Raw genomic sequence first — 17,182 nt, 5'->3', positions numbered from 1 at the left:
TGTTTTAAACCCAATAGAAAAATAATTAATACAAAAGAGGATGAAATGAATAATTTTAAATTAGTTTTTTTCATCCTTTTTTTATTGCTGTTAATTACTTTTATCCACCACAAACAAGGCCCATTATTTGCTCTTTTTGAAGAGGGAATAGGCAATTTTACCACCCAAATCAAAGGTGATCATTACCCTAAAACCTTAATCGATAAAACAGGTATTACCTTTACACTAGACAAGCCCCCCACACGAATTATCTCTGCAACCTTAGCAACCGACCACATTCTTTCAGGTCTTATTGATCAACAGCGTTTAGTCGCAGTGAGCAATTATGTCGACTATCCAAGCCTATCGAATATCGTCAATTTTTACGATAAAAACATCGTACGTACAGCGGGAGAAATTGAATCCATTCTGTCGCTACAACCGGATCTTGTTTTTGTTGCCTCCTATAGTAATCCTGAAACCGTACGGTATTTATTACGCAGTGGTATTCCGATCGTGAGACTCAGTGAGTTTAATTCATTTTCTGATATATTTAATAATATTCGTATCGTTGCAAACGTCACAGATACAGAAGCTCAAGGTGAAGTGATTATTCACCACCTACAACAACGAATCGATTTCATTAAAGCGCAAGTTAAAGATAAACCGCGTCCTAAAGTGCTTTATTATGATCTTAACGGTTATAGTATTGGTGGGCACTCACTAATGGATGAGGCCATTCAACTTTCCGGTGGTATCAATGTTGCTAATGGTGTTTTAGGTAATGGGGAAAATAAAATAAGCGAAGAACTCGCTATTTCCCTACAGCCCGATGTCATTGTAATGAACCAATGGGTCTTCAATCAAAGTCATGGAGAGTCTTCCCCTACCGCGATCCTTGCCAATAAGAAAGCCTGGGCTGATGTGCCGGCAGTCAAAAACAAGCGTTTATATTCAGTTCCTGGTACATGGCTACGCAGTGTGTCACAACACAGAATTAAAGGTGTCGAAGCTATCGCAAAATTATTACACCCTGAAATACACATGTTTCAAGAGAGTGACTATGTTCAATAATTCGAGAGCCATTCCGATTATTCTTTTCGGGTTATTATTTACCTTCTTTATCTTAAGTCTATTAGGTATTTTGCAGGGGCCTGCTGATATTTCATTAAACCATATCGGTGAAATTCTTAGGCAACAAATCGTCACATCTCAGACAACGAATATTCCCCAGTGGCAAAGCAGCATTATCATGGATGTCCGTTTACCGAGAGTGATTATTGCATTGTTTGCAGGTGCGAGCTTAGCATTGTGTGGCTTAGTGATGCAGGGCATGTTTCGTAATCCGCTCGCCTCTCCTTCGGTATTGGGTGTCTCTTCGGGTGCCTCTTTAGGCGCCGTTATTGCCATTTATCTTGGATTTTCACTTATTTCTGCCTGGGCAATCCCGCTTTTTGCTTTTATTGGCGCCGGTATTTCACTCGCTATTGTTTATCGAGTCGCATCAAATCGAGGGCAAACTAGCATCGCCACATTATTACTCTCCGGTGTTGCAATCAGCGCACTTAACGTAGCTGCAATATCACTATTACTCGCCTTATCATTAAGCAATTGGGATGTTGCTCGCATGATTATTTATTGGACCATGGGCGGGCTAGATGGCCGGACTTGGGATCATATTTTCATTATTCTCCCAATTGTCTTAAGTGGCTTTGCGTTATTACTTTTCTACAGTAAACAATTAGATTTGCTCTTACTCGGTGAGCAACATGCACTCTCAGTCGGTGTCGATGTAAAAAGAGTACGCCGAAATTTGCTCATTATTAGCACCGCAATGGTCGGTGCATCGGTATCCGTCGTCGGTGGAATTGGTTTTATCGGATTAGTTGTACCGCATATTATGCGTCTTTTACTCGGCCCAACACATCGGTACCTTTTACCTGCTTGCCTATTTGCCGGCGGTATCACCTTACTTGGCGCGGATCTTTTTGTTAATACTTTCTTTAACGGTCAGGCGATTCCTTTAGGCGTCATTACCGCAGCATTAGGTGCACCGTTTTTTCTATTCCTATTAGTTAAGCAACGCTTTCTATTACATTAGTGGAGTGGTATTCATGTCACTGTTAAATTGCGTCAATCTCAGCTTTTCTTATACTAAAGAACCGCTGTTAAAAAATATTACCTTAGATTTTAAAGCGGGTGAGTTTGTTGGCTTGATTGGTGCGAATGGCACAGGGAAAAGTACACTTTTACAGCTACTGCTAGGATTAATTAAACAACAATCGGGCAAAGTGTTGGTTGATAATACCGATATCCACACACTCAAACGCCGTGATATTGCCAAACAACTTGCCTTTGTCCCACAATCTATCGAACTGCCCTACGCCTTTAATGCACAAGAACTAGTCGCCATGGGACGCAATCCTTATTTAGGTGCTTTTGAACTAGAAACGGCACGAGATAAAAAAATTATTGATGAAGCCATGAATCAAACCGATATCACTCATCTTAAAAATCGATTAGTAAATACATTATCTGGTGGAGAAAAACAGCGAGTTATTATTGCACGTGCATTAGCCCAGCAGGCTCAAACCATTTTACTTGATGAACCAATTGCGAGTTTAGATATTTGTCATCAAATAGAAACGCTTGAGCTAATAAGAACACTCACCCAAACGGGGAAACTAGCCATTACAGCGCTTCACGATCTTAACCTAGCAGCACGTTACTGCGACCGATTAATTTTACTTGGGAAAACAACCGATAACCCGCAAAAAAGAATTATCGCCGATGGGACTCCAGAACAGGTATTAAACAGTACCAATTTAGCTAATTGTTTTTCTATCCATGCGGATATTAACAAACTAAATAACATCATTAGTTTAACCAATATCACAGCACTCAAACATTACTAAAAGGACTAAATTGCTCCCCATGCGAGAACAGGTTAATATGAGCACCTTAGTGTGTTCTAGCCTTAACACCGGAAATAATGATAGGAAAGCACCAACAATGGATATGATCCTCAACGCAACAAACTTTCAAGAGCTTCAACAGGCAATGCCACAATGGTTTCAACAAGGCGGCGTTGTAATGTGGTTACTATTATTGGCTTCATTTTTAAGTACATTAGTCACTATCGAACGTATTTTTATTTGGATGCATTACCACTTAAAAAGAGAACGTTTTGCCCTAAGAGATTGCTTTGCATCACTCAATAAACGCGAAAAAAATCGTGCACTACAATTTGCAAAAACCCTCGATACGCCTGCGCTCAATATGCTTGCCCACGGTATTAATGCATTACCTTTTTCACCGAACGAAAAAATGGAATCCTATGCTGAAGAGCAAATAGGATTAATGTCTCGTGGACAATCCTTACTCGACACAGTCATTACATTAGCCCCCATGCTGGGAATTTTAGGCACCGTATTAGGCATTATTGACTCATTCAATATCTTAAGCCTAGAAGGTGTCGACAATCCAACTGCAGTTGTTGGTGGGATTGCACAAGCACTCATTTCAACAGCAGCAGGGCTGGTTGTTGCCTTAATCGCTCTACTCCCTTACAACTTATTTCGTTCCTTTATTCAAAAACTAACTCTCCATTTAGAAATCATTGGCAGTGAATTTAATCATATTTGCCAACAAAAAAGGCTAATCAATAATCAAATTAGCAAAATAGCATTAGAGCAAGAAGCCAGCATGAGCAATGATGAATTAAAAATGCATCACGCCAATACCGTTGCAGAACAAAGCGAAATGCCTTATCACTACGAGTTTAAGGAAGGTACCGATGAAGTCGAAGTTGCCTTACATCCTGAAATGCAAAATATCAACAAAGCCACACAGGCTTCATTACTCGAAATGTATGCCGATGAAGCCGATGATAAAGATGAATTTTACGGGATTGATGAAGTAAAACTTCAGGAAATGCAGGAAAATAAACACCTGAAAAAAGAACAGAAAAAAAACACTACCGTTAAAGAGAAGCAACTATGAAACTGAATAAATCACGGTTTCAACAGGCTGCACGTTTTGAGCTCCTGCCATTAATCGATGTTATATTTTTATTACTTATTTTCTTTATATTCGTCATGCTAAAAATGACCATGCAAAGCAATATAAAAGTAGATCTCCCACAGTTGGTTGAAAGCAAACAACAAACTGAAGAAAGTATTATGATCAGTATCAACGCTAATAATAAGATATTTATTAATGAACAAGACATTGATATACAAGAACTTACAGAAAAAATGTTACAATTAGCGGAAGGGACACATAAACCAATTCTCATTCGTGGAGATCAACAATCAGATCTTGGTATCGCCCTTAATATTCTCGACAAACTCCGTCAGGCGGGGTTTGAAAAAGTGGCATTTGCAACGGAAAATAATAAATAAAACCCCGTTTAATGAGAGCTTAATTATGAAATATATTAGCCATTACTTTCCTTTTTTTATTTTAACTCTTGTCATTTATGGTTTCTTTTTCCATTTTCATAAAGAATCGACAGTAATCCCAGAACTGCCTATTAACTCCGGTCAGCAATCCATGCAAGTTGAGTTGGTAGAAATAACAGAAACAGATACACAAGCTCAGTCCAAGCCAAAAATGCAAACGGAACCGGAACAACGACCTGCAGACTCAAAGCCAATTGAAGCACCTACCATTGAAAAAGCAATAGCGTCAGAAAAAACACCGGTGGAGAGAGCAAATACACCAGTCACTGAAGAGGCAACACCTGTAGTAACAAAAGCAAAAACACAAATAACAACCCAATTGAGTTCAACCGTTAAAGTAGCAAAACAACAATTAAATAAAGCCATTAAAAACACAACGGCTGACAGCGATGCGATGCTTAAAGCCGAATTTTTTGAAACTGAATTTCACCTTCCCCCTTCAGATTTAGGCCGTCCAGCAAAATTAACAAAACAAAAACCGAAAAAAGCCCCTAAAAAATCACAAACACCAAAAATAATAACAAAAACAGCCAAACCAGCACCGACAGCTAAAATCATTAAGCCCGCTCCTGCTGCCACCAAGCGTAAAGAAAACAAAAAACCGGCACCAACGAATACGGCTAAAGCACCAGTAAAACAAGAGTCAAAAAATAAAGCGGTCTTTAAAAAAGAACCAGCCAAAAGTAGCGCCGCTCAAAATCAAGGTGTATTACAGGAAGCTATCGTTGTTTCAGGCAACACACCAACTTATCCACAACGTGCCATTCTCCGCAACCAACAGGGCCGTGTGGTAGTTAAATTAACCGTAAGTATGCAAGGAAAAGGTAAAAACCCAGAAATTGTCACATCAAGCGGTTACCCAATTTTAGACAATGCCATTATGGATTTTGTTAAACAAGAGTTGTTTATGCCCGCACACAAAGGGGAAGAAAAAATCGACAGTGAACAAATTTTCTCATTCCGCTTTGAGCTTAAATAAACTTAATACTCCTTTCTAATGCGAGAAGTATTTGCATTAGAAAGCACCTGCAGACAAAACCTGAAAAATGAGCCAACCTAATCTAGGTAAACTATTTAATACAATTGATATTACCTAGATTAAAAAGTTAATTAATTAAAAATATTATCGCCCATTTGATCAATAAAAACCTTACACTTAGTCATCGCTAATTCAGTCGCTTGATCTGCACTGACAACAGTGTCTGAACGAATAAATTTGTGTTGCTTCGTCTCTTCTTCCGTCTCACCTTGTTTTTCAATCAATGCAGCGACACGAAACTGCCCCTTATCTGCAAGTGGCTGTGGGGTAATCGTAAAACCTTTGTATTCTTGACTTGGATAGCCTTTTGTTGATTTTTCAGAAGCATTTGATTGTGCTGAACCGGTAAATAATTTACCAATTGTAGAAAAAAAGCCCATGGGATCCCTTATTATCATTAGTTAAGTAGTTTATGTTCATAGCATAACCCGCAGTCATCATTTATACCAGATCCTATGCTCAGTTCTAAAATACACTGTATTGAGTATTCAATAATGGACATATTGTGATTTTAAGTTATTGTTTTAATCTAACTAAATTTAAAAATACCATTTAGGAGAGCAACTGTTTTATGCCATTAAGTGAATTTGAAATAAAAAGATATGAAATAGCAAAAAAGAAGTTTCTGCTTAAACGCCGCCCTCATCCAAGTGTTCGTGATAAATGCGATCTGGATTGCCGTCTATCCAATCAAACAGTCGAAGTTTTTGAACAGCGGCCTCAATGGAATAATACTGATGTATTTAATGAATACCCACTCGCCAAAATGACCTATGTTAAAACTAAAAAAGAATGGGAAATCTTTTATATGAGCAGTAATCTCACCTGGAAGAGTTATCGATTACATAAATCAGCTAAAACCATTGAAGAAGTATTTGTTATTATCGATTGTGATGAAACGGGTATATTCTTTGGTTAATCTTATTATAACAAAGGTATTTTTTAGCCTTCTCAGCAGATACAACGCCATATGCAACTAATTCGGTTTTCTGAAAAGAACAATCAACAACTTATTGACTGGATAGATAACAAAGAGCTAAACATCCTATGGAGCGGCCATTCTTTCCAGTTTCCACTAACAGAAATACAGCTCAAACAACATTATACCAATGCCTGCGTATCCCCTTTTCTATTTATGATTGATAACAAACCAAGCGGCTATGTTGAACTTTATAAAATCTCAGAAATAGAATATAGAATATGCCGTGTTTTTATTGCGCCTAACTACCGTGGCAACCATTATGCAATGGGAATGATCTCATTATTATTAAATCACGCAAAACAGAATTTTAACTTCAAGTTCATTACATTAGCGGTTTATAGCCAAAACACAGCAGCCATTAAGTGCTACAAAAAACTCGGTTTTATTCCCTATAACATTGAGCTAAATAACATTCGTAATAATAATAAAAGCTGGGACTTAATACGGATGCAAAAAATAATAAAATAAAACGACTCTCATTTTTTAGAGTCGTCAATTTGATAAACTTATGGAATGGAATAACGAAGAATATGTATCCCTTTCCAAGCAGATCATTGATATAAACCAGTGTATTTACATAAACGATCACTACTTCTATTTGTCCTTCAACCAAAAAAGAAACGTGAACATTCAAGTATTTATAACGATCTTCTATGTCTATTTAAAAGTTATTTCGTTACGATTATAAGCTTACCTGATTTCGCCCTAGTAGAATCGCCATATCAAGTGCCGAGTTAGATTCATCCTTTAAGTCTTTCATACTATTCCTATCACTCGGAAATAAATGCGTTAAACCTAGGCTCATTGTTAATACCTCACTCACATTAGATAATTGATGCTTGATCGATAAACCAGCAACTAAGCTACAAATTTTTTCTGATGCTCGCAATGCTTTTGTTGCATTGCCCCCTTTTACTAATCCCGCAAAACTTCCATTACCAAGATAAAAAATAAATACATTATGCTTTGCATAGGCTTTATTAATAGCAGAAGCAATTGCTAACAGTGCTTTTTCACTTTCTGCTTTACCATAATGCTCAGTATAAGAAGAAAAGAAATCAACTTCAGAAATAAACATTGATAAAAAATCTTTTTCTTCACAACAATTCTGCCAAACTTCAGCAAATTTATTATCAAACTCAGCCCGTCCACCAATATTCAACGCTAACAAATCTTGCTGTAAGTTACTGACTAGTTTTCGATTTTTAATGGTTTCGACAACACCTGTTAATTGCGCGTCCTTTGAATATTTAGTGTCAATCTCAATATTCTTCACATCTGGGGTTTCAACCTCACCTTTTACAGGAGCAATTGATTTAGGCTCGCTCACCTGCTTAGAGAGAGATGCTTGCAATTGAGACGCCGCCTCTGACTCATCAATACTGACTGAATCGTCTAGCTTAATGTCCTTTTGCTTTTGTTCTTTTTGAACAGGAGCATCCTTCGGAGATTGTGTTTCAAGATCTAATGTAAGCGCATTGTTTGGGGTAATAACCGCTGCACTACTATCAATTTTCTCCTGAGACTCTGGTAATTCAAGTGTTAACTCAACCTTCTCTGTTAAATCAATACTATCATCCACCTGTTGAGCGGAGGAAGCCTCTATCGAGGAATCAAATTCAAGATTGCTTGTTATATTAGCTAATGTATTTAACGCTTCTAAGGAACCAGAAGAGTCAATATTTACGTTATCTAGATGTTCTCCTTTACTTGTTTGCTGAGTCATTCCAGACGTCTCGGCTTTAGGAGTTGAAGAGAGTGTTAATGCGATCTCACTTTCTTTATCGGTAACGTGTAAATCATCTTTGACAGGAGCACTTTCTATCGCATCTCTATTTTCCACTTTCTTATGCAGGCTTGCAGCAGGCTTTAATTTTGTATTTAACTTCGCATTTTTGGAGGCTGTGCTCTGTTTTTCAATAGTGGCGATCCGAGATTTATTTGTTGTGACCTGAAAGACGAACTCCTCATTGATAATTTCGCTATCCACTTCTAACTTATGAGCTGCCGGATTGTTTGCATCTACTTTGGCTTCTTTATCAGTTTCTTTTGAAGCCGCAATGAGCTTTTCTATCGCACTCTGTGGTTTGCCTTTTACTATCGCCGAATCACGTTCATTAATTACATTAGTATCAACTTCGCACTTGCTTACAACTGTTGCAGTTTCTTTTTTTGTATCCGATTCTTTTGAAGCCGCAATAAGTTTTTCTATCGCACTCTGTGGTTTATTTTTTGCTACCGTCGATTTGTCATCTTTATTAACTGCACGAATATCACCGTCATGTTTGCCTGCGGCAGCTTCTTTAGACGCTTTTAAAGCCGCAATATGTTTTTCTATTGCACTCTGTGGTTTGTCTTTTACTGTTGACGATTTATCACCTTCATCAACCTTACCCGTATCATCTTCGTACTTGCCTGAAACTCTTTCTGTTTCTTTTTTTGTATCCGATGCTTTTGAAGCAGTAATATGCTTTTCTATTGCGCTCTGTGGTTTGTCATTTACTATTGACGATTTATCATGTTGATTAACCGCACTAATACCATCTTCACGCTTACCTGCGACTGCTTCTTTATTTCTATCCGACGCTTTTAAAGCTGCAATATGTTTTTCTATTGCGCTCTGTGGTTTGCTATTTACTATTGTCGATTCATCAACCTTACTAATTTCGTCTTCATGCTTATCTACAACTATTGCTGTTTCTTTATTTTTATCTAATGCTTTTGAAGCAATAATATGTTTTTCTATCGCGCTCTGTGGCTTGTCTTTTACTATTGTCGATTTATCATGTTGATTAACCTCACTAATACCACCGTCACGCTTACCTGCGACTACTTCTTTATTTCTATCCAACTCTTTTTGCTTGACGCTATTGATATTCTGACTGGCAGATTCTTTAACTTTTTGTTGTGGAGCAGATAATGAATCGTTTTTATTCGCATCATTATCAATCATAACGTTGCTAACAGCTGGTTTCTTTTTAATAGCAGAATCAGTTAAAGGTAATGGATTAATATCAGTTTTATTCTCATCAGCACGCATTTCTAATGTATTTATATCATTGTTCTTTTGAACTACGTCTTTTTTATCTTTTGCTTTAGAAACAAGTGCTTTTAACCCAGAGAAGCGTTGTTTTTTCGGCCCCTTAGCAGAGATTAACTGTTTCGCTGATGCATCTTCAACATGATATGAATCTACGTGTTCAATTTGTTTTTTCGCTTGATGAGTAAGGTTATTCTGACTAGCATCTTGTTCCGTTGAAGTAGATGTTATGGCCCGATTTAGCGATTTCATTTGGCTCTCGGCTACCACACCGGATTTTTCGCTTATAGGAACTTGATCTTCACTCTCACTTTTTCCCTTTGCTTTAATTCCTTTCGCATCGTTGATAGTCGCTTCTTTTGCTGAAACTAAAGCCTTCTCTGCCTTTTCCATCATCTGTTTTATGGAGGTAGGATACAAGCTTGTTATACCAACACTTAATGTGACGGTTTCACTTAGATCTGAAAATTTATGTTCTATTTTTGAATCGGCAACCGCTTGGCGTAATGCATCAGCTATGTTCTGTGCCTCTAATTCATTACCACCTTTTAATAACACCATAAATTCATGATTATGATAATGACCGAGTAAACAACCATGTGTTTGACACACATTTTTCAATGCTAATGCAACCACTAACAACATAAAAGAGGTACTTTGCTCACTATAATGATCAGTGTAGACATCAAATAAATCGATATCACATAACAGTAATGAAAGTAACTTATTTTCATTACTTGCCTCTTGCCAAAGCTGTTGATATTTTTCTTGAAAAACGTCTTGAGAATCAATGTTCATCTGTGAGATAACATTTAGAAAAGCACTAGACGTTGTTCTTGATTGATCATTCTTTGCAACTATTTCAGGACCGCTAGTATAGTCATCAACCGGTATTGAATTATTATTTTTTCCTGAATTAACATGTTCCACAATAAAAATCCCTTTAACGTGAGCGTTTTAATAAACCTTAACTTTTTAAACGACACGGTTTACTTATTTGCCATCAATTATTGGCCAACTTATAAAACAAACTACCGATATTGATTATTAAAATTTATAATATCGGTTACCCATTTTGTCTTTCTCTAAATATTCGTTTTAAATCTCTTATCTGCATTTTCCGTATAAAATACGTAATACATAACTATTCACTCTGTTTCAGTCGTTAATTAACCATTAAAATAATTATTAAATAATAAACTTGACAGTAATATCATTAGCAACTACCGACCCTAACATTTTTCAGACCGATGTGCTCATCGGAAATATAAAAAATGTGCTTATTGGTTGAAAATTATATTAAAAAACTAAAACTTATAATTTTTTTTTATATTTTAGAAAAATAAATCTTCTGGAGTTAGTGATGTAGAAATAAATGCACATATATACCCATTGCCATTCAAGATGCAAAAATCAGCAATCTACTTATTACAAATATCTAATATATGAACGGCACGATTCATCATTAATGTTGTTAAGTGATTTACAGGAAAAAGATAACTTTATTCTGGCGACAAATGGTTGAACGGATCATTAACGAAAGACGAATGCTTTCTTGGTTTCAATTTAACCCCCTTAATACTAAGTACATTCATTTATGGATAACATTCGAACGTTAAGATTTGATAGGATGAAGGTTTTATTTTGTATCTTAAGCAACACTCATGTTTAAATTTCTTTAATATATAACGAGCTGCAAAGCTTCTCGATACTAAGCTGCACGGTCTTTTTTGAAACGTTAACTAAACAATTAATTGTTATTTAAAGAACAAAGTTGCATTAGTTAAGCTTTAAGTTATTGATTTACTTTACTCGCATTGTTTTGAATGAACCTCAAATAAACCATAAGTTGTCATTTTCTAAGTAGTTAAAAGCATAAGCTGGCATAATATTCAAACCAAAATAACTGTAACTAATTGATAGTTAATGCCATATCAACTTATGCTTTAAACAACACTAATCCACAGAAGCCATATCACCGCTTTCTTCAAGCCATACTTTACGGTCACCAGCTCTTTTCTTAGCCAGTAACATATCCATCACTTCTATCATTTTATCAGCGCCCTCGGTGGTTAACTGAACTAAACGACGCGTATTCGGATCCATCGTTGTTTCACGTAGTTGTAATGGGTTCATTTCACCCAACCCTTTAAATCGTTGCACATTAACTTTTCCGCGCTTTTTCTCTCTTTCAATGCGATCTAAAATCCCATTTTTTTCAGACTCATCTAACGCATAGAAAACTTCTTTCCCAATATCGATACGATATAGGGGCGGCATCGCAACATAGAAATGGCCAGCATCAACGACAGGACGAAAATGCTGAACAAACAAAGCGCATATAAGTGTCGCGATATGTAAACCGTCGGAGTCCGCATCGGCAAGAATACAAATTTTTCCGTAACGTAAACCAGACAAGTCAGAAGATGCCGGATCAATACCGATCGCGACCGAAATATTATGAATTTCTTCGGAGTTTAAAATAATATCGGACTCATCTTCCCAGGTATTTTTTATCTTCCCACGTAAAGGCATAATGGCTTGAAATTCCCGATCACGCGCTTGTTTTGCACTACCGCCAGCCGAATCACCTTCCACAAGGAATAATTCAGCTCGTGCAGGATCATGTCCAGAACAATCGGTAAGTTTTCCAGGTAATGCCGGCCCCTGTGTGACTTTCTTACGGGCGACTTTTTTGCTTTTGCGCGTACGGGTTTGTGCATTATTAATACAAAAATCAGCCAATGATTCAGCTTCAGTTACATTGGCATTAAGCCATAAACTAAAGGCATCTTTAACCACACCAGAAACAAAAGCGGCACATTGTCTTGATGATAAACGTTCTTTCGTTTGTCCCGCAAATTGCGGATCTTTAATTCTGACGGAGATGATATAAGCACATTTATCCCAAATATCTTCAGGCGTTAGTTTCAAACCACGCGGTAGAAGATTGCGAATATCACAGAATTCACGCATCGCTTCCAATAAGCCTTGTCGAAAGCCATTGACGTGCGTTCCACCTTGTATAGTGGGGATCAGGTTTACGTAACTTTCTGAGAGCGAATTCCCGCCTTCTGGCAACCAAACAATCGCCCAATCGACCATCTCTTTATTAGCAGTAAACTGACCTATAAATGGCGAAGAAGGTAACAACTCACTCTCTTCTACGGCTTCAAGCAGGTAATCATTCAAACCATCCTGATAACACCACTCATAATCATTTTTATTGACTTTATCTTTAAATTTAATGGTTAAGCCAGGACAGAGAACCGCTTTCGCTTTTAATAAGTGCAATAAACGAGAAACAGAAAAACGGGCACTATCAAAATAAGTCGGATCAGGATGAAAGTGAACACTAGTACCGGTGTTACGTTTTCCACAGGTGCCTGTTACGTGTAATTCTTCGACTTTTTCGCCATTTTCAAATGCGATCTGATATACCTGAGCATTACGACGAATGCTGACATCAACACGTTTAGATAATGCATTAACGACCGAAATCCCAACGCCGTGTAAACCACCAGAAATTTCGTAGTTTTTACCGGAAAATTTACCACCAGCATGAAGTTTACAAAAGATTAATTCAACCCCAGATATTTTTTCTTCTGGGTGAATATCAATCGGCATACCACGACCGTTATCAGTGACTTCAATAGACTGGTCTTCATGCAATATCACTTGAATCGCATCGGCATGGCCTGCTAATGCTTCATCCACACTATTATCTATAACTTCTTGAGCCAAATGATTAGGACGCGATGTTTCGGTATACATACCAGGACGATGTCGAACAGGATCAAGGCCGTTTAAAACTTCAATGGAATCGGAATTGTACTGTTCGCTCATGTTATCGCCTATTTGAAAATTAAATGATTGTCTTACGAAAAAGTAAGAAAGAATAATAGATTTGTTTAAAATATCAGCTTATTAACGGGGTTTAAAATAAAAAATTTATAATATCCGGCAGAAAGCGTTCAAAACCACTAAAACTATGACTCCCTCCTGGTTCACAGGTTATTGTACACTGTTTATATCGTTCTAGTCCTTGCTGATAATCTAAAACTTCATCGCCCTCCTGCAATAAAACCCAGCATTGTTCTAGTGTACCAATATATGAACTAGACAGGGCTTCCAATTGGTTAAGATAAACTTCATCTATAACATAATTTTGCAATGTATAAGGGTGCTGCTGTTGGCCTGCATAGGAAAGCAAACGACCGGGAGAAACGGCCGGATTAATCAATAATATTTTGACTTGATACGCTTCCGCTGCTTTGGTCGCGAGAAACCCGCCTAATGAACTCCCCATCACCGCTATTTGATCCCCCACGTGTTCTGCAAACACAGCCTCAATCGTTTTCCACATATCTTCAGGTAGACAGGGAAGTTGGGGTGCGATAAGGGTTATTTCAGGATAATGGTCGGCCAAATAAGCCGACATTTGTTGTATTTTTAATGAATTAGGGGAGCTATGAAAACCATGTAATGCTAATAATACTTTCGTCATTATAATAAATACCTAAATATCAGATACCCTCATTTACTTTATTAATAGCCCGACGCATCACTATCAATGATAAATTTATCCGACTCAATTCGCTCAATGTGAGTGCTTATATCACCTTCTTGGTTTAAGGATAAATAACGATATCCAGGTGCTTTATTATCAACGGCAAAGTCGTAGGAATTCGGTTTAAATTGCACACAAGTTGAAGGTGTTGTCATAAAGCGAACCCCATTATGGTAAACATCTACCATCTGATGGACGTGTCCTGACAATACAGCACAAACATTATTGAATGGGCGTATTGTTTCAAGAAAACGTTCACTATTCTTCAACATATGTTGGTCTAACCAATTAGATCCCACTGGTAATACATGATGGTGCAAACAGACTAAGGTATGTTTATCAGGATTATCAGCTAGCGCTTGTTGCAAGAATTCAAGTTCTGAATCAACCAACTCCCCATGCACTAATCCTTCCACCTGTGAATCAAGCATAATGATTTGCCAGAAATCACTCATAATATGAGTAACCTGAGAAATACCTTGCTCTATTAAGTTAGGCATCATAATCGATTGGAGATCATGATTACCCGGAATGCAGTAACATGGTAAGGCTAATTTTTTTATATTATCAGTAAAATCAATATACGATTGTGCAGAATGATCTTGAGATAAATCGCCGGTAGATAAAACAGCTCGACATTCCGAAGCATATTTTGCTGCATGCTCAATCACAGCCTCAAAGCTTTGTACTGTTTTGATCCCTAATAAATCTTTATTTCTATCGGAAAAAAGATGTGTATCGGTTATCTGTAACAGTGGTAAGTTGCCTTGGACATCTGTTTTTAACTGTGTAACTTTTGTATTCATAACATCCAGGTATCGGTTTAATATATAATATCGAGTTTTCATAAGTTATGTACATTAAGCTGATAATTTAGCTATTTGTACGAACATATTATTTTATCATTTAGTGCTCAGAAACCGTTAACTAAATATGAAAAACGTTACTGAAACCTCATTTCTCATCACTAGTTGCTTTATATCTCTATAAATCTTGACAATTTTTCCAATTTAACTCAAGCCATTGCAAAGCAATAATACTGGCTGCATTATTAATTTTACCTTCCACAACCCATTGATAAGCCGTTTCTCTAGGAACCACGTGAACACGAATATCTTCACCTTCTTCGGCTAGCCCATGTAAACCACTTGCAAGTGAACTATCGACATTGGCGACATATAGGTCGATTTGCTCGGTGGTACCACCCGGACTGACTAAATAATTAGTAATAAATTTACAGGAATCGATCACTAATCCCGCTTCTTCCATCGCTTCGCGCTTCACTACCTCTTCCGAGACTTCACCCTCTTCGATCATTCCGGCAACTAGTTCGAACAACCAAGGTGATTGTTTAGTTTCCATCGCGCCAAAACGAAATTGCTCTAACAACACAACAGTATCGTTTTTAACATCATAGGGAAGTAATGCAGCGGCATGGCCTCGTTCAAAAAATTCACGATCCATGACTTCGCTCCAACCACCAGCAAATAACTTATGTTTTAACGTGTATTTATTACATTTAAAAAAACCTTTATATAACGGTACTTTATTAATGACTTCTACATCATCATGAGTATAGTTAATTGGTGCTTCTTGATTTAAAAGTGAATGGTCATTCATTTATTATTCCCCTTGCAAAAAATATCCCTTATACTACTAAAAAATCAGGGCTCGTTAACCAATAATAACAACACATTTTCACTACATAACAGGACTCTTTGTCATGATGTTAAATAAACTTTCTATTGCTTCGCTAATTGCATTAACGAGTATTAGTTACTCTAGCCATGCTGATACATTATTGGAAATATATCAAGCAGCTAAACTTAATGATTCCACAATATTAAAAAGCAAAGCCCAATACGATTCTTTTCTAGAAAAAGTAAATGAAGCGAATGCATCTTTATTACCCCAAATCGGTTTCTCTGCGGATACCAGTTATAACGCGACCAATAATGATTACTCATACGGTACATACGGTGCAACAATTTCTTTAAGCCAATCACTGTATAACAGCTCATACTGGCAACAATTAGATCTTGCAGAAAAAGAAGCGACTCAATACGAAGTTATTTACAATATTAGTGCGCAAGATTTGCTACTTAGAACTGCGACAGCTTACTTTAATGTACTACGTGCCGATGAAGCGGTTAAATCTGTACAAGCCAATAAACGTGCAGTTGAACGCCAACTAGAGCAAACGAAACAACGCTTTGAAGTGGGGCTCATTGCCATTACCGATGTACATGAAGCACAAGCAGAATATGACCGTACCGTTGCCGATGAAATCAATGCTGAAAATACATTATTAAACTCTTACTACACCTTACATGAATTAACGGGTGAAGAAGTTAAAAACGTTGCACAACTTAATACCAATACGTTTTCAACACAACAACTTGAAGGCGATATAAAAACCTGGCGCAGCACTTCACTTGAGCATAACTTAACACTTCACAGTAAACGGATTGCAAAAGAGCTAGCTAAAATGCAAATAGATCTAGCCAAAGCAGGTAATAAACCGACTTTAGCATTGACCGCTGGGTTGGATCACCACGGCCGACAATACAATGATAGCGATGTTGACTCCAACTTTTCGTCTTCGTCTTACAACTACGATAACTTAAATACAGGTACTATCGGCCTAGAATTAAGCGTGCCGCTTTACACGGGTGGTAAAACAAATTCATTAGTTAAACAGGCTCAATATAACTATGTTATGGCTAGTGAAGATTTAAACTCAACCTATCGTAGTACTGAATCAGAAGTAAGCAGTGGATTTAACAATGTACGCGCTTCAATTAGCTCAATTCGCGCCTACGAACAAACCGTTAAATCATCATCAAGTGCACTCGAAGCAGTAGAAGCTGGATTTGAAGTAGGTACACGTACGATTGTCGATGTTTTAGATGCGACGCGTAGCTTATACGATTCTGAAAACGAACTCGCTAATGCACGATACGATTACATTATTAATATGCTAAACCTCAAGTTCTCTGCTGGAACATTAAAAGAACAAGATATTATTGATATCTCAGCGGGTCTTATTCAACAATAATGACAATAAATCAATAGGCCAGAAAGCCCTCCTTTCTGGCGAATAGGAAGG

Annotated in this window: 16 protein-coding genes; 9 read left to right on the top strand and 7 right to left on the bottom strand. The window is 37.3% G+C overall.

All coding sequences use genetic code 11. The annotated features are described in order from the left end of the window. Positions 1–45: 45 nt before the first annotated feature. The 6 genes from ACR30L_RS01540 (at position 46) to ACR30L_RS01515 (ending at position 5,421) form a co-directional block, all read left to right on the top strand. Complete coding sequence (locus ACR30L_RS01540) at positions 46–1,053, top strand: ABC transporter substrate-binding protein (RefSeq protein ID WP_435236294.1); 1,008 nt, start codon at positions 46–48, stop codon at positions 1,051–1,053. Further along, a complete protein-coding gene (locus ACR30L_RS01535; RefSeq protein ID WP_435236293.1) occupies positions 1,043–2,080 on the top strand; it encodes a FecCD family ABC transporter permease in 1,038 nt (345 codons plus the stop codon). Before ACR30L_RS01540 ends, ACR30L_RS01535 begins: the two co-directional genes overlap by 11 nt. A gap of 13 nt (positions 2,081–2,093) precedes the next feature. Then, complete coding sequence (locus tag ACR30L_RS01530) at positions 2,094–2,894, top strand: ABC transporter ATP-binding protein (protein ID WP_435236292.1); 801 nt, start codon at positions 2,094–2,096, stop codon at positions 2,892–2,894. A gap of 97 nt (positions 2,895–2,991) precedes the next feature. Next, a complete protein-coding gene (locus tag ACR30L_RS01525) occupies positions 2,992–3,981 on the top strand; it encodes a MotA/TolQ/ExbB proton channel family protein (RefSeq protein WP_435236291.1) in 990 nt (329 codons plus the stop codon). Beyond that, entirely contained in the window at positions 3,978–4,382 is a 405-nt protein-coding gene (locus ACR30L_RS01520) for an ExbD/TolR family protein (protein WP_435236290.1), read from the top strand. The genes ACR30L_RS01525 and ACR30L_RS01520 overlap by 4 nt, the downstream gene beginning before the upstream one ends. Positions 4,383–4,407: 25 nt before the next feature. Continuing rightward, positions 4,408–5,421: a TonB family protein gene (locus ACR30L_RS01515; protein ID WP_435236289.1), complete on the top strand. Its 1,014-nt coding sequence runs from the start codon at positions 4,408–4,410 to the stop codon at positions 5,419–5,421. Positions 5,422–5,552: 131 nt separating this feature from the next. Here ACR30L_RS01515 and ACR30L_RS01510 read toward each other — a convergent pair whose 3' ends face one another. After that, the gene (locus ACR30L_RS01510) at positions 5,553–5,861 is read right to left on the bottom strand and encodes an HlyU family transcriptional regulator (RefSeq protein ID WP_435236288.1); all 309 of its coding nucleotides are present in this window, start codon (positions 5,859–5,861) and stop codon (positions 5,553–5,555) included. 191 nt (positions 5,862–6,052) lie between these two features. Here ACR30L_RS01510 and ACR30L_RS01505 point away from each other — a divergent pair, with 191 nt between their 5' ends. Continuing rightward, positions 6,053–6,400, top strand: a complete 348-nt coding sequence (locus ACR30L_RS01505) for a DUF3024 domain-containing protein (protein WP_435236287.1) — start codon at positions 6,053–6,055, stop codon at positions 6,398–6,400. A 51-nt stretch (positions 6,401–6,451) separates the two neighbouring features. Beyond that, on the top strand, positions 6,452–6,931 hold the full coding sequence (locus ACR30L_RS01500) for a GNAT family N-acetyltransferase (protein ID WP_435236286.1): 480 nt from the start codon (positions 6,452–6,454) through the stop codon (positions 6,929–6,931). Here the strand turns inward: ACR30L_RS01500 and ACR30L_RS01495 are convergent. The 6 genes from ACR30L_RS01495 to nudF form a co-directional block, all read right to left on the bottom strand. Next, entirely contained in the window at positions 6,846–7,097 is a 252-nt protein-coding gene (locus ACR30L_RS01495) for a hypothetical protein (protein WP_435236285.1), read from the bottom strand. The genes ACR30L_RS01500 and ACR30L_RS01495 overlap by 86 nt on opposite strands. A gap of 48 nt (positions 7,098–7,145) precedes the next feature. Next, on the bottom strand, positions 7,146–10,433 hold the full coding sequence (locus tag ACR30L_RS01490) for a diguanylate cyclase domain-containing protein (protein ID WP_435236284.1): 3,288 nt from the start codon (positions 10,431–10,433) through the stop codon (positions 7,146–7,148). Positions 10,434–11,459: 1,026 nt separating this feature from the next. Continuing rightward, the gene (gene parE / locus ACR30L_RS01485) at positions 11,460–13,349 is read right to left on the bottom strand and encodes a DNA topoisomerase IV subunit B (protein WP_435236283.1); all 1,890 of its coding nucleotides are present in this window, start codon (positions 13,347–13,349) and stop codon (positions 11,460–11,462) included. 91 nt (positions 13,350–13,440) lie between these two features. Next, entirely contained in the window at positions 13,441–14,010 is a 570-nt protein-coding gene (locus ACR30L_RS01480; RefSeq protein ID WP_435236282.1) for a YqiA/YcfP family alpha/beta fold hydrolase, read from the bottom strand. A 41-nt stretch (positions 14,011–14,051) separates the two neighbouring features. Further along, on the bottom strand, positions 14,052–14,879 hold the full coding sequence (cpdA, locus tag ACR30L_RS01475) for a 3',5'-cyclic-AMP phosphodiesterase (RefSeq protein WP_435236281.1): 828 nt from the start codon (positions 14,877–14,879) through the stop codon (positions 14,052–14,054). A 178-nt stretch (positions 14,880–15,057) separates the two neighbouring features. Continuing rightward, on the bottom strand, positions 15,058–15,693 hold the full coding sequence (gene nudF, locus ACR30L_RS01470; RefSeq protein ID WP_435236280.1) for an ADP-ribose diphosphatase: 636 nt from the start codon (positions 15,691–15,693) through the stop codon (positions 15,058–15,060). 103 nt (positions 15,694–15,796) lie between these two features. Here nudF and tolC point away from each other — a divergent pair, with 103 nt between their 5' ends. After that, on the top strand, positions 15,797–17,131 hold the full coding sequence (gene tolC, locus ACR30L_RS01465) for an outer membrane channel protein TolC (RefSeq protein WP_435236279.1): 1,335 nt from the start codon (positions 15,797–15,799) through the stop codon (positions 17,129–17,131). The last annotated feature ends 51 nt before the right edge of the window (positions 17,132–17,182 follow it).

Source organism: Psychromonas saccharinae (assembly GCF_051201515.1).
In the GTDB taxonomy this organism is placed as follows: domain Bacteria; phylum Pseudomonadota; class Gammaproteobacteria; order Enterobacterales; family Psychromonadaceae; genus Psychromonas.
The sequence above is the reverse complement of the archived record's forward strand: the minus strand, read 5'-3'. Positions and strand labels throughout refer to the sequence as shown.

Coding starts and splice junctions, on each gene's coding strand:
- ACR30L_RS01540 (WP_435236294.1), top strand. CDS start 46: ATGAATAATTTTAAATTAGTTTTTTTCATCCTTTTTTTATTGCTGTTA.
- ACR30L_RS01535 (WP_435236293.1), top strand. CDS start 1,043: ATGTTCAATAATTCGAGAGCCATTCCGATTATTCTTTTCGGGTTATTA.
- ACR30L_RS01530 (WP_435236292.1), top strand. CDS start 2,094: ATGTCACTGTTAAATTGCGTCAATCTCAGCTTTTCTTATACTAAAGAA.
- ACR30L_RS01525 (WP_435236291.1), top strand. CDS start 2,992: ATGGATATGATCCTCAACGCAACAAACTTTCAAGAGCTTCAACAGGCA.
- ACR30L_RS01520 (WP_435236290.1), top strand. CDS start 3,978: ATGAAACTGAATAAATCACGGTTTCAACAGGCTGCACGTTTTGAGCTC.
- ACR30L_RS01515 (WP_435236289.1), top strand. CDS start 4,408: ATGAAATATATTAGCCATTACTTTCCTTTTTTTATTTTAACTCTTGTC.
- ACR30L_RS01510 (WP_435236288.1), bottom strand. CDS start 5,861: ATGGGCTTTTTTTCTACAATTGGTAAATTATTTACCGGTTCAGCACAA.
- ACR30L_RS01505 (WP_435236287.1), top strand. CDS start 6,053: ATGCCATTAAGTGAATTTGAAATAAAAAGATATGAAATAGCAAAAAAG.
- ACR30L_RS01500 (WP_435236286.1), top strand. CDS start 6,452: ATGCAACTAATTCGGTTTTCTGAAAAGAACAATCAACAACTTATTGAC.
- parE (WP_435236283.1), bottom strand. CDS start 13,349: ATGAGCGAACAGTACAATTCCGATTCCATTGAAGTTTTAAACGGCCTT.
- ACR30L_RS01480 (WP_435236282.1), bottom strand. CDS start 14,010: ATGACGAAAGTATTATTAGCATTACATGGTTTTCATAGCTCCCCTAAT.
- cpdA (WP_435236281.1), bottom strand. CDS start 14,879: ATGAATACAAAAGTTACACAGTTAAAAACAGATGTCCAAGGCAACTTA.
- nudF (WP_435236280.1), bottom strand. CDS start 15,693: ATGAATGACCATTCACTTTTAAATCAAGAAGCACCAATTAACTATACT.
- tolC (WP_435236279.1), top strand. CDS start 15,797: ATGATGTTAAATAAACTTTCTATTGCTTCGCTAATTGCATTAACGAGT.